Here is a 12,683-nt window from a genome sequence, read left to right as displayed (position 1 = left end):
TCTTCAGAGGAGGATACGCGATGAAACGACTTCTGATTCTTACGGCACTCCTGCCGTTTGTCGGCTTTGCACAGCCCATTAATACTCTGAACAACCCTAACCAGCCGGGGTATCAGATACCCAGCCAGCAGCGGATGCAAACCCAGATGCAGACTCAGCAAATCCAGCAAAAAGGGATGCTGAATCAGCAACTGAAAACGCAAACTCAGTTGCAACAGCAGCATTTAGAAAACCAGATAAACAATAATTCTCAGCGGGTGTTGCAGTCACAGCCGGGGGAGCGAAATCCCGCCCGGCAGCAAATGCTGCCCAACACCAACGGCGGGATGTTAAACAGCAACCGTAATCCGGATAGTTCGTTGAATCAGCAGCATATGCTGCCGGAGAGGAGAAACAGCGACATGCTGAATCAGCCCAGCACGCCGCAGCCTGACATTCCGTTGAAAACTATTGGGCCGTAAAGTTCGGACCAATCACGTCAATCGCATCGGTACAGATGCAATCCACGCCCCAGCGCAGCAACTCTGCCGCGTGCTGGGGTTTATTGACGGTATAAACCAGAATCCGTAATCCGGCGTCTTTCAACTGCATCACTCGCGCTTTATCGAGTAACTTATGATTGAGATGAATAGAGACGCAGCCCAGCCGCGCGGTCAGTTCGCGCCAGTCGTCGCGCCACTCATCAAGCAATAAACCACGCGGCAGTTCCGGTGCCGCCTGTTGTGCAGCTTCTAAAGCATCAATCTCAAACGATGACAGCAGCGGCGGCGTCATACCGGCCCACAGTTGGCGTGCCGCCAGCGCCACCATTTTGCCCGTTAATGGTCCAGTGCCAGTGGTGGGTTTGATTTCGATATTCGCCATCATCCCGTGTTCGCGACAGCGTTCCGCCACCTGCGAAAGCAACGGCAGCGGCTCACCTTTAAACGCTTTGCTGTACCAACTGCCCGCATCCACGCGCAGTAAATCCTGCCAGTTCAGTTCACCCGCGACGCCCCAGCCGTTGCTGGTGCGTTCGAGATTGTCGTCATGGAGCAGGAAGATCTCGCCATCTTTCGATAACTTCGCGTCAAATTCGATCATCTTATGACCGTATTTTGCCCCGACGTCGATTGCCGCCAGGGTGTTTTCCGGGGCCAGCTTACCGCCGCCACGATGAGCGACGATGCGGGGATAAGGCCAGTTACTCATACTCGTTGTCCTGTTTCACCATCAAAAAGATGCAGCTGATTTTCCGCCAGATGCAGCCACAGCGTGCTGCCTGCCGTCGGGCGCTCCTGATGCGCCAGTCGCACCACCAGCTTCTGCTTGCGAGCTTAGCGCAATATGTTCCGGGCGAATGCCGAGGGTCATTTTACGCCCGGCATACTGACGGTAGCCACCGTTTAGCGGTAGCACGATACCGCCGTCCAGTTCGAAATGCGTGCCTTCATTATTCATGCGGCCTGTCAGCAGGTTCATCGCCGGGCTGCCGATAAAACTCGCCACAAACAGGCTGGCGGGCTTTTCGTAGACTTCCACCGGCGTGCCAATCTGTTCGGCAACGCCGCCGTTCATCACCATTACTCGCTGGGCGAGCGTCATCGCCTCAACCTGATCGTGAGTAACGTAGAGTGAAGTCGTTTTCAGGCGACGGTGCAGCTGTTGCAGTTCAAGACGCATCTGTACGCGCAGCTTGGCATCGAGGTTAGAGAGTGGCTCATCAAACAAGAACACCGCCGGATCGCGCACAATCGCGCGTCCCATCGCCACACGCTGGCGCTGACCGCCGGAAAGCTCGCGCGGGCGACGTTTGAGCAGACCGTCCAGCTCCAGAATGCGCGCCGCTTCTTTAACGCGCTCGGCTATTTGCTGCTTGCCCATGCCGCGAATTTTCAGCCCCCACGCCATGTTTTCTTCGACGCTCATATGCGGATAAAGCGCGTAATTCTGGAACACCATCGCAATCCCGCGATCTTTCGGCTCCATTTCGGTCACGCGCTGGTCGTTGATCCAGATATCGCCTTCGGTCACCCTCTCCAGCCCGGCAACCATACGCAGCAGCGTCGATTTCCCGCAGCCAGACGGCCCGACCATCACGATAAATTCGCCATCCGCCACATCAAGGGTCAGCGGTTTAATGACCTAGGTTTTGCCATCCCAGCTTTTGGTTACTGCCTGTAATTTCAGTCCTGCCATCTTATTTCTCACTATCGACCAGGCCGCGCACGAAGGCACGCTGCATCACTAAAACAATCACTACTGGTGGGATCAGGGTTAACAACATCGCCGCCATCACTGAGTTCCATTCCGTGGTGCCTTCGCCAGTGGCGATCATCCCTTTGATCCCTGCCACGGTGGTGCCGAGATCCACGTCGGTAATAATCAACAACGGCCACAAATACTGGTTCCAGCCGTAAATAAAGGTGATCACAAACAGCGCCGCCAGATTAGTTTTGGAGAGCGGAAAAACGATGTCGCAAAAGAAGCGCATTGGTGACGCACCGTCGATCCGCGCCGCTTCCACCAGTTCATCCGGCAGCGTCATAAAGAACTGGCGAAACAGAAACGTGGCGGTCGCCGAGGCCATCAGCGGCAGCGTTAAACCGGCGTAGCTGTCGAGCATCTTCAGGTTGGCGATGACTTCCACCGTCGGGAAGATACGTACTTCAACCGGCAGCATCAGGGTGATAAAAATCATCCAGAAGAAGAGGTTACGTAGCGGAAAACGAAACCAGACAATGGCAAATGCCGAGAGCATCGAGACAGTAATTTTGCCGAGCGTAATGCTGAACGCCATCACAAAGCTGTTAAGCAACATCCGCCAGAACGGCGCGCTATTTGTGCCTACCCCGTTCACCCAGATGTTGTGGATGTTTTCCAGCAGATGCGTGCCGGGGATGAGCGTCATCGGCGCGGCGTAGACGGCCTGTTTATCCAGCGTCGCCGCGACAAACGCCACGTACAGCGGGAAGAGGATCACCGCGATCCCGAGGATCAGCATGGTATGGCTGAATATCGTCAGCCACGGACGGTTCTCAATCATTGGTAACGCACCTTGCTTTCAACATAGCGGAACTGCACCACCGTCAGCACGATGACGAGGAACATCAGCACCATCGACTGTGCGGCAGACGAAGCCAGATCCAGTCCGGTAAAACCTTCGCGGTAGATCTTATAAATCAGCGTCGTGGTGGCCTGAACCGGCCCGCCGGACGTGGCGGCGTCGATCACCGGGAAGGTGTCGAAGAAGGCATACACCAGGTTCACTACCAGCAGGAAGAAACTCACCGGGGCGATAAGCGGCAGCGCAATCTTAAAGAAGCGGCGAATCGGCCCTGCACCGTCGATGGCTGCGGCTTCGATCAACGAACGGGGAATGGATTGCAGCGCGGCATAGAAGAACAGAAAGTTGTAGCTGATTTGCTTCCACACCGAGGCAAACACCACCAGAAACATCGCCTGACCGCTATTTTGCGCGTGGTTCCAGTCGTAGCCGAACTCAGCGAGAAAATGGGTGATCAGCCCGCGACCGGGGTTAAACAGGAAGATCCACAATACGGCGGCAACGGCGGGAGCCACGGCATACGGCAGCAACATTAAGGTTTGGTAGAAACGACTGCCGCGCACGATGTACTCCACCAGCGCCGCAAAGAACAGCGATACCAGCAAACCGCTGACGGTGACAAAGGTGCTGAATTTTATCGTCGTCCAGAAGGAGTCGAGATAATAGCTGTCATGAAACAGCGTGACGAAGTTATCCAGACCGACAAACTGGCTGGAGAAACCAAACGGATCGACGCTTTGTAGCGAGTACCACAACGCTTCGCCCGCAGGCCAGATAAAAAAGATAACGGTGATGATGAGCTGCGGCGCGACCAGCAGATAAGGCAGCCAGCGCGAGCGGAACACCGGACGGGATGATGACATTACGGTTAATTCCTGAACTGTGCCGGATGCGCTTCGCTTATCCGGCCTACACGCGATGCCAGGTCAGATAAGCGAAACGCATCCGGCATTACACTGATTAAGACTTCGTCGATTTCTCAAAGCGGCGCAGTAACTGGTTCCCACGCTCAACTGCGGTATCCAGCGCCTGCTGTGGCGTCTTCTTACCGGTCCACACGCTCTCAAGCTCTTCATCCACAATCACGCGGATCTGCGGCATGTTGCCCAGACGAAGCCCTTTGGTGAACGGCAACGGCGGCTTGTTCAGCATCTGACGCGTCGCGGTATCCGCACCTGGGTTTTTCTCGTAAAAGCCCTGCTCACGGGTCAGGTCATACGCCGCTTTGGTAATTGGCAGATAACCGGTTTTCTGATGCCACTCAGCAGCGTTTTCTGGCTTCGCGAGGAAGTCGAGAAACTTCGCCACGCCGGTATACGTTTCTTTATCTTTGCCCTGCATCACCCACAGGCTGGCTCCGCCGATAATGGCGTTTTGTGGCGCATCTTTCGCATCGGCGTCGTAAGGCATCATACCTACGCCGTAGTTAAATTTGGCGTACTCGCGAATGTTGGCAAGAGAACCGGAAGAGGCGGTGGTCATCGCGCAATCACCGTTATAGAACTTCTCGGTGGATTCATCCTTACGACCGACGTAGCTGAAGTCGCCCTTCTTGTTCATCTCCTCGAGCATGGCGATGTGTTTCACCTGCTCCGGCTTGTTGAACTCCAGCACCGCGTCCGTGCCGTCAAAGCCGTTGTTTTTGCTGGCAAACGGCAGACCGTTCCAGGCGCTAAAGTTTTCCAGTTGGATCCAGCCCTGCCAGCCGCTGGCGTAGCCGCACTTAATACCGGAGGCTTTCAGTTTTGCGGAATAGTCCGCCAGATCCTGCCAGGTTTTCGGCGGCTGTTCCGGGTCTAACCCCGCTTTCTTGAAGGCGTCTTTGTTGTAATAGAGAACGGAAGTCGAGCTGTTGAACGGCTGGGAGAGTAAGTGGCCGGTTTTGCTGTCGGAGTAGTAACCGGAAACCGTCGGCACAAACTGCGACTCATCGAACTGAATCCCTGCCTCTTTAAACACGTCATACACCGGTTTAATGGCTTTCGACGCCATCATGGTGGCGGTGCCAACTTCATAAACCTGCAAAATAGCCGGAGCGTTGCCGGTACGAAATACGGCAATCCCCGCGCTTAAATTCTGTTCGTAGTTGCCTTTATAGGTCGGTACAATTTTGTAATCCGGATTTTCGGCGTTAAAACGTTGGGCCAGAGAATCCACCTCTTTACCCAGTTCCCCTTCCATAGAATGCCAGAACGGAATGGTCGTCACTGCCTGTGCATTCCCCATTAACGCCAGTCCGAGCGCCAGTGCTGAAGCTGTATAATGTAACGGTTTCATCGTTTATCTCTCTTGTTGTACCGAATGCGCGAATTCACGCGTTTTATGCTCGCGGGGTAACATGACATGCTCGAATTACAGAAAAATAACTTTTTTGTTACATTTGTAAGATAGTAAGGTGTCAGAAAGATGACAAGGCGGTGACGGCGTGGGTGAGGGAAAATGGGAGATGGGGCACGGATAAGCGGAAAAATAGAAGGTCTGAATCAAACTCTACAGATTACTCATCGTTTCATGCCGGATGCGGCGTAAACGCCTTATCCGGCCTACAAGATCGTGCAAATTCAATATATTGCAACTCACCCAGTAGGCCTGATAAGCGCAGCGCATCAGGCAATTTTGCATTTGTCACCTGTCTCAAAGGAGTCTTTTGACTCCTTATCAATCAACGTGTTATTACCCGCCTAAATACGCACTTCTCACTGCTTCGTTCGCCAGCAGCGCGTCGCCGGTATCGGAGAGCACCACATGGCCGTTTTCCAGCACGTAGCCGCGATCCGCCAGCTTTAGCGCCTGGTTGGCGTTCTGCTCGACGAGGAAGATAGTCATCCCCTGCTCGCGCAGCTGCTCGATGGTGTCGAAAATTTGCTGGATGATAATCGGCGCAAGACCGAGCGATGGCTCATCAAGTAACAACAAACGCGGATTGCTCATCAGCGCGCGACCAATCGCCAGCATCTGCTGTTCACCGCCGGACATGGTGCCCGCCCGCTGAACACGGCGCTCATGCAGACGTGGAAACAGTTCATACACCCACTTTATGCGCTCCTGAAACTGGTCACGTTCGGCAAAGAAGCCGCCCATCGCCAGGTTCTCTTCCACCGTCATCCGCGAGAAGACGCGACGCCCTTCCGGGACAATCGCTACCGCTTCGCGCATGATTTTCGCCGTCTGCCAGTCGGTAATGTCTTTATCATCAAACACAATTCGCCCGCTGGTGGCGCGCGGATCGCCGCATAACGTGCCGAGCAAGGTGGTTTTCCCCGCCCCGTTCGCGCCAATGAGAGTGACAATCTCGCCCTGATTGATATGCAGGCTCACCTCATGCAGCGCCTGGATTTTGCCGTAGTGGGCGCTGACTTTGTCAAAGGACAACATGACTTTTTCCATCTTATGCCTCACCTAAATAGGCACGGATCACGTCCGGGTTATTACGGATTTGCTCCGGCGTACCGTTTGCCAGTGGCGTCCCCTGATTGACCACATAAATTCGGTCTGAAATCCCCATCACCAGCTTCATATCGTGTTCAATCAACAAAATAGTGGTGTTGTGATGATTGCGCAGTTCGGCAATCAGCTCATCCAGCTCTTTGGTTTCTTTTGGGTTAAGACCTGCCGCCGGTTCGTCGAGCATTAAAATCTCCGGCTGCGTCACCATGCAGCGGGCAATCTCCAGACGGCGTTGGTCACCATAGGCCAGGTTACTCGCCTGACGGTTGGCGTGTTCCAGCAAACCAATGCGCTCAAGCCAGGTGGCGGCGCGGTCGAGCGCTTCGCTCTGGGCGCGACGGAAAGAAGGCGTTTTCAACAGGCCAGAGAACAGCCCGGTTTTCAGTTGCTGATGCTGCGCCACCAGCAGGTTTTCAATTACCGTCATTTCACGGAACAGACGCACATGCTGGAAGGTGCGCACCACGCCCATGCGAGCAATTTGCTGCCCCGGTAAACCTTCAAGATGCTGATCGCGCAGTAAAATGGTGCCGCCGGTGGGTTTGTAGAAACCGGTCAGGCAGTTAAAAACCGTGGTTTTTCCGGCACCGTTAGGGCCGATTAACGAGACGATTTCCTGCGGGTACAGTTCAAGATTGACGTTGTTCACCGCCAGCAGGCCGCCGAAGCGCATCATCAGACCGTTAACAGATAATAATGGCTGACTCATGCCTGCTCTCCTTTCGCTGCGCCGTTTTTCAGCTTCAGTTGCGGGCGCGTCATGGGCAGCAAACCCTGCGGACGCCAGATCATCATCAGCACCATCAAACCACCGAGCATTAACATGCTGTATTCGTTGAAATCACGCATCAATTCGCGCGACACCACCAGCAGAACAGCCGCCAGAATCACTGCAAATTGCGAGCCCATACCGCCGAGCACCACTATCGCCAGCACAAAGGCCGATTCAGCAAAGGTGAAGGATTCCGGGCTGACAAAGCCCTGACGCGCCGCAAACAGCGTTCCGGCAAAACCGGCAAATGCGGCGCTGATGGTAAAAGCAGTCAGCTTGATACGGCGCGGGCTTAAGCCCAGCGAACGACAGGCGATCTCGTCTTCACGCAACGCTTCCCACGCGCGGCCCAGCGGCATCCGCAGCAGGCGGTTAATGACAAACAGGCTTAACACCACCAGCAGCAACGCCACCAGGTAGAGGAAGATAACGCGATCGGACGGATCGTATTTCAGGCCAAAGAAATTACTGAACGTGTCCCAGCCGCCTTCACGAGCGGTACGGCTGAACTCGAGTCCGAAGAGTGTCGGTTTCGGGATCTGACTGATTCCGTTCGGGCCGCCGGTGATTTCAGTGTTATTGAGCAGCAATATGCGCACAATTTCGCCGAAACCAAGGGTAACGATCGCCAGATAGTCACCGCGCAGACGCAGCACCGGAAAACCGAGCAGGAAACCCGCCGCCGCTGCCATCAGTCCGGCAATCGGCAAACAGGTCCAGAACCCCAGACCGTAATAGTGATTGAGCAGCGCAAAAGTGTAAGCGCCGATGGCGTAAAAACCGCCGTACCCCAGCACCAGCAGACCAGAAAGACCAACAACCACATTCAGCCCGAGACCGAGGATAATGTAGATCATGGTCAGAGTGGCGATATCCACCGTCCCACGTGACACCATAAACGGCCACGCCACCACAAGCACCAGCAGCGCCACGAGGAACAGCTTTTGCTTCACCGTGGACCCATCAATCGCGGGCAGAATAAACTTCGGCCCGGAAACGCTTTTCAACCCTTTCTGGAAAGCCGGTCGCAAAAGCTGGAAGAAAAAGACCACCGCCGTGCCGATAAACATCCACTGCCAACGGATGTCTGAAGCCGTGTCGACCACCAGTTTGGTGCCATCCAGCTCCAGTTGTACGCCCATAAAGACGCCCGCCAGGACAAAGAACATCGCGGCAGAGAGCAGTGCCATTGCAATATGCATCGGTTTCATACTTTCTCTACCTCCGGGCGACCCAGAATACCGGTCGGCATCACCAGCAGCACCAGAATCAGCAGGGCGAATGAGACCACATCTTTATATTCCGTACTCAGATAGGCAGAAGAGAGCGCCTCCGCAATCCCCAGGATCAGCCCGCCAATCATCGCCCCTGGAATGCTGCCAATCCCACCGAGCACCGCAGCGGTAAAGGCTTTCATCCCGGCCATAAAGCCGATATAGGGGTTAATGACGCAGTAGAACTGACCGAGCAGTACGCCAGCCACTGCCGCCATCGCCGCGCCAATAACAAAGGTCAAAGCAATCACCCGGTCGGTGTTGATGCCAAGCAGGCTCGCCATTTTCAGATCTTCCGCGCAGGCACGACAGGCGCGCCCCATACGGGAATAGCGAATGAAAATCGTCAGCGCCAGCATGGCGAGGAAGGTGACAATCCAGATCACCGCCTGCATGGTGGTAATAGAGGCAGAGAAGTTTTCGCTATGGCCCACCACCCACTGACCGTTAAACAGGCTCGGCAGCGCCACGTCGCGCGAACCTTCGGTCAGGCTGACGTAGTTTTGCAGGAAGATGGACATACCGATTGCGGAAATAAGCGCAATCAGGCGCTTAGAGTTACGCACCGGGCGGTAAGCTACCCGTTCGATACTCCAGCCGTAGGCGCTGGCGATGACGATTGCGCCGACGAATCCCGCCGCCACCAGCAGCCAGCCGGTATCAATGCCCATCATCATCAGCGCGGCGATGATCATAAATGAGACGTAGCTGCCAATCATATAAACCTCGCCGTGGGCGAAGTTGATCATGCCGATAATGCCGTAAACCATGGTGTAGCCGATGGCTATCAGCGCGTAGGTACTGCCCAGCGTGACGCCGTTAAACATCTGCTGCAAGAAATACAAAAACTGCTCAGACATAAGGTAACCTTTCTAAACCCGCCCGCATTTTACGGGCGGTGGGATGATCACTTGGCTGCCGTGGATGAACCGTCGGCGTGCCACTGGAAGACACCAAAATCAAATCCCTTAAGATCGCCTTTTTCATCCCAGTTCAGCGGCCCAATCACGGTGTTTGCACCGTTAGCTTTTAAATCTTTCACCAGCGCCAGCGGCTCATCGCTGCCGGTACGCTCAAGGGCAGTTGCCAGAGATTGCACTGCCGCGTAAGTGATCCAGACATAAGGCCCGGACGGATCTTTCTTGTCTGCTTTCAGCGCATCAACGATGCCCTGGTTTGCCGGATCCTGGTCATAGCGTTTTGGCATAGTGACCAACATGCCTTCGGCGGCATCACCGGCAATGTTCGACAGCGATGCGTTACCGACACCTTCCGGCCCCATAAACTGGGTTTTCAGGCCAACGGAACGGGCTTGGCGCAGCATCTGCCCCATTTCCGGGTAGTAACCGCCGTAGTAAACGAAGTCGATATTTTCTTTTTTCAGGCGGGCGATCAGCGCGGAGAAATCTTTCTCCCCGGCGGTAATACCGTCGAAGAAGACGACGTTGGCGTTAGCCGCTTTCAGCCCGTCCTGCACCGAACGCGCCAGCCCTTCGCCATACTGTTGTTTGTCGTGAATGATGGCGATGCGCTGGGGCTTCACCGTCTCAAGAATGTATTTTGCCGCCGTAGGCCCCTGGGAAGAGTCCAGCCCGGCAGTACGCATAATGTGTTGATAACCGCGTTGGGTCAGCTCCGGGTTGGTCGCTCCCGGCGAGATCATCAGAATACCTTCGTCTTCGTAGATATCCGACGCTGGCTGGGTAGAGGAAGAACACAGATGACCAATAACGTATTTAATGCCGTCGTTAACGATTTTGTTGGCGACCGCAACGGCTTGTTTCGGGTCGCAGGCGTCGTCATATTCCACGCCAACCAGCTTGTCGCCCTTAATTCCCCCTTTGACATTAATGTCTTTAATCGCCTGACGCGCGCCGTTAAATTCCATATCGCCCCACTGGGCAATCGGGCCGGACATCGCGCCGACAACGGCGACTTTAATATCGTCAGCCATAGCGGTGTGTGAAATTGCCAGTGCAATCATCCCTGCGATGATAGTTTTCGCATTCCGTTTCATAGTCAAAAATCCCCATTCGTGATGTTGTGTTGCTTTGTTTTTATGTGTTAACAAATCAGACTGTTCTTTTTTTATACTGCACTGTTTTTGCCTGTCTGATTAAGGGGTTAGCGCAGTATTTTGTGATGATAGCGATTAAAATCCCTATTTTTCAGTCGATTAAGAACAGATAATATTCTGAATTTATTGATAGATAAACAGAAAAAAGTGCCTTTGTCAGCATAAAATAACGGCACAAAGGGCGGAATAATTCACTATCATTCAGGGGATTATGCTGGACATTTTTCATTCTCTAATGTTTTAACTTTGTAATTATTGCTGTTAAAAAATTAATCACCTGCCAAAAGAAATAAAAAAGAGAAAGCCTCCGATTAAATTATTTCGCTACACTGGTTCCACTTTTGTGATTTACACGGGTTACCCATGAAGCTGACCATCATTCGATTAGAAAACTTTAGCGACCAGGACCGGATTGACCTGCAAAAGATCTGGCCGGAGTATTCCCCTTCCTCTTTACAGGTTGACGATAACCACCGTATCTACGCCGCGCGTTTTAACGAGCGTCTGCTTGCGGCCGTGCGGGTAACCTTAAGCGGCACCGAGGGAGCACTGGATTCTCTACGCGTGCGGGAAGTCACCCGCCGTCGCGGTGTGGGGCAATATCTGCTGGAAGAGGTTTTGCGTAACAATCCTGGCGTTTCATGCTGGTGGATGGCGGATGCAGGCGTGGAAGATCGCGGTGTGATGACGGCGTTTATGCAGGCACTGGGATTTACGGCACAGCAGGGCGGCTGGGAGAAGCGTTAATCGTCAAGTTGATTTCAAAAGTGATGACCAACGAGAAATTGCCTGATGCGCTACGCTTATCAGGCCTATAATGTGTGCTGCAATTTACTGATTTCTTTGGTTCTTGTAGGCCGGATAAGGCGTTTACGCCGCATCCGGCATGAAGCAACGTATTCGATATTAGCAATTTGGCGGCAACCCAAAGTTGCCGATTAACAATTACTTCGCATCGGTCGCCGTGCCGTTGGCGTGCCAGTCAAATACGCCGAACTCAAAGCCCTTTAGATCGCCTTTCTCATCCCAGGTCAGTGGCCCCATCACGGTATCCACGGAGTTCGCTTTTAGGTATTTGGCGATTTCAGCCGGATCGTCAGACTGATTCAGGCCCGCCTGCAAAGATTGCAGCGCGGCGTAGGTGGTCCAGACGAATGCGCCGCTTGGGTCCTGTTTTTTCGCTTTGATCGCATCAACAATGGGTTTGTTCGCCGGAACCTGATCGTAGTTCTTCGGCTTGGTCACCAGCAGCCCTTCCGCTGATTCGCCCGCAATGTTAGACAGCGAAACGTTAGCCACACCTTCCGGCCCCATAAACTGAGTTTTCAGCCCTGCCGCGCGTGCCTGACGCAGGATTTGCCCCATTTCCGGGTGATAACCGCCGTAGTAAACGAAGTCGATATTCTCTTTTTTCAGACGCGCCACCAGCGTTGAGAAATCTTTTTCCCCGGCGGTGATACCATCAAAGAACACCACGTTAGCATTGCCTTTCTTCAGGCCGTCCTGCACCGCTCGTGCCAGACCTTCGCCGTATTGCTGTTTGTCGTGAACGATAGCAATACGCTGCGGTTTCACTTTCTCAAGAATATATTTCGCCGCCGTCGGCCCCTGGTCGGAGTCCAGGCCGGTGGTGCGCAGGATCAGCTGATAGCCACGGGCGGTCAGCTCCGGCGCGGTTGCCGCTGGGGTGATCATTAAAATGCCTTCGTCTTCGTAGATGTCAGACGCAGGCTGCGTTGATGAAGAACAGAGGTGACCAATCACATATTTAATGCCGTCGTTAACGACTTTGTTCGCCACCGCAACCGCCTGTTTCGGGTCACAGGCATCGTCATATTTTACGATTTGCAGTTTGTTGCCTTTAATGCCGCCTTTAGCGTTGATATCCGCAACCGCCTGCTCTGCGCCGGTAAACTCCTGGTCACCGTACTGCGCAACCGGACCGGACATTGCACCCACGACCGCGACTTTAATATCTTCTGCCAGAGCCATATTGCTGAATGCCAGCGCGATACATCCTGCCAGTAACGCTTTACCCTTTATGTTCATCCTGAGAATCCCCATTCT

General features: G+C 53.9%; 12 protein-coding genes and 1 pseudogene. 2 read left to right on the top strand and 11 right to left on the bottom strand.

What is annotated here, in order from left to right; translation table 11 throughout:
- The first annotated feature begins 20 nt into the window (after positions 1 to 20).
- The gene (locus ABZJ92_RS03685) at positions 21 to 461 is read left to right on the top strand and encodes a DUF2756 family protein (RefSeq protein WP_000825997.1); all 441 of its coding nucleotides are present in this window, start codon (positions 21 to 23) and stop codon (positions 459 to 461) included.
- Here the strand turns inward: ABZJ92_RS03685 and ugpQ are convergent.
- From ugpQ to livK, 10 genes and pseudogenes are all read right to left on the bottom strand, one after another.
- Complete coding sequence (gene ugpQ, locus ABZJ92_RS03680) at positions 448 to 1,191, bottom strand: glycerophosphodiester phosphodiesterase (protein WP_000073595.1); 744 nt, start codon at positions 1,189 to 1,191, stop codon at positions 448 to 450. The two genes, ABZJ92_RS03685 and ugpQ, sit on opposite strands and share 14 nt — an antisense overlap.
- Positions 1,188 to 2,121: pseudogene (locus ABZJ92_RS03675) on the bottom strand (sn-glycerol-3-phosphate import ATP-binding protein UgpC). Before ABZJ92_RS03675 ends, ugpQ begins: the two are co-directional and overlap by 4 nt.
- Before the next feature lie 58 nt (positions 2,122 to 2,179).
- Positions 2,180 to 3,025, bottom strand: a complete 846-nt coding sequence (gene ugpE / locus ABZJ92_RS03670; protein ID WP_000572164.1) for a sn-glycerol-3-phosphate ABC transporter permease UgpE — start codon at positions 3,023 to 3,025, stop codon at positions 2,180 to 2,182.
- Positions 3,022 to 3,909, bottom strand: coding sequence for a sn-glycerol-3-phosphate ABC transporter permease UgpA (gene ugpA, locus ABZJ92_RS03665; protein ID WP_000099287.1), 888 nt, complete (start codon positions 3,907 to 3,909; stop codon positions 3,022 to 3,024). The genes ugpE and ugpA overlap by 4 nt, the downstream gene beginning before the upstream one ends.
- A gap of 97 nt (positions 3,910 to 4,006) precedes the next feature.
- Entirely contained in the window at positions 4,007 to 5,323 is a 1,317-nt protein-coding gene (gene ugpB, locus ABZJ92_RS03660) for a sn-glycerol-3-phosphate ABC transporter substrate-binding protein UgpB (RefSeq protein WP_000803215.1), read from the bottom strand.
- Between the two features lie 396 nt (positions 5,324 to 5,719).
- On the bottom strand, positions 5,720 to 6,433 hold the full coding sequence (gene livF / locus ABZJ92_RS03655) for a high-affinity branched-chain amino acid ABC transporter ATP-binding protein LivF (RefSeq protein WP_000416895.1): 714 nt from the start codon (positions 6,431 to 6,433) through the stop codon (positions 5,720 to 5,722).
- A 1-nt stretch (position 6,434) separates the two neighbouring features.
- Complete coding sequence (gene livG / locus ABZJ92_RS03650) at positions 6,435 to 7,202, bottom strand: high-affinity branched-chain amino acid ABC transporter ATP-binding protein LivG (protein ID WP_000082101.1); 768 nt, start codon at positions 7,200 to 7,202, stop codon at positions 6,435 to 6,437.
- The gene (gene livM / locus ABZJ92_RS03645) at positions 7,199 to 8,476 is read right to left on the bottom strand and encodes a branched chain amino acid ABC transporter permease LivM (RefSeq protein WP_000803792.1); all 1,278 of its coding nucleotides are present in this window, start codon (positions 8,474 to 8,476) and stop codon (positions 7,199 to 7,201) included. Before livM ends, livG begins: the two co-directional genes overlap by 4 nt.
- Positions 8,473 to 9,399, bottom strand: coding sequence for a high-affinity branched-chain amino acid ABC transporter permease LivH (livH, locus tag ABZJ92_RS03640; protein WP_001295108.1), 927 nt, complete (start codon positions 9,397 to 9,399; stop codon positions 8,473 to 8,475). The genes livM and livH overlap by 4 nt, the downstream gene beginning before the upstream one ends.
- Positions 9,400 to 9,446: 47 nt before the next feature.
- On the bottom strand, positions 9,447 to 10,556 hold the full coding sequence (gene livK, locus ABZJ92_RS03635) for a high-affinity branched-chain amino acid ABC transporter substrate-binding protein LivK (RefSeq protein ID WP_000827697.1): 1,110 nt from the start codon (positions 10,554 to 10,556) through the stop codon (positions 9,447 to 9,449).
- Between the two features lie 423 nt (positions 10,557 to 10,979).
- Here livK and panM point away from each other — a divergent pair, with 423 nt between their 5' ends.
- The gene (gene panM / locus ABZJ92_RS03630) at positions 10,980 to 11,363 is read left to right on the top strand and encodes an aspartate 1-decarboxylase autocleavage activator PanM (RefSeq protein ID WP_000778795.1); all 384 of its coding nucleotides are present in this window, start codon (positions 10,980 to 10,982) and stop codon (positions 11,361 to 11,363) included.
- A 198-nt stretch (positions 11,364 to 11,561) separates the two neighbouring features.
- On the opposite strand, the gene livJ is transcribed toward panM, so the two are convergent.
- Entirely contained in the window at positions 11,562 to 12,665 is a 1,104-nt protein-coding gene (livJ, locus tag ABZJ92_RS03625) for a branched chain amino acid ABC transporter substrate-binding protein LivJ (protein ID WP_001021996.1), read from the bottom strand.
- Positions 12,666 to 12,683 lie beyond the last annotated feature (18 nt).

This window comes from Shigella sp. FJ200513 (assembly GCF_040495915.1).
Lineage (GTDB): Bacteria > Pseudomonadota > Gammaproteobacteria > Enterobacterales > Enterobacteriaceae > ECMA0423.
Note: the sequence above shows the minus strand (reverse complement) of the source record. Positions and strands in the feature narration are given on the sequence as shown.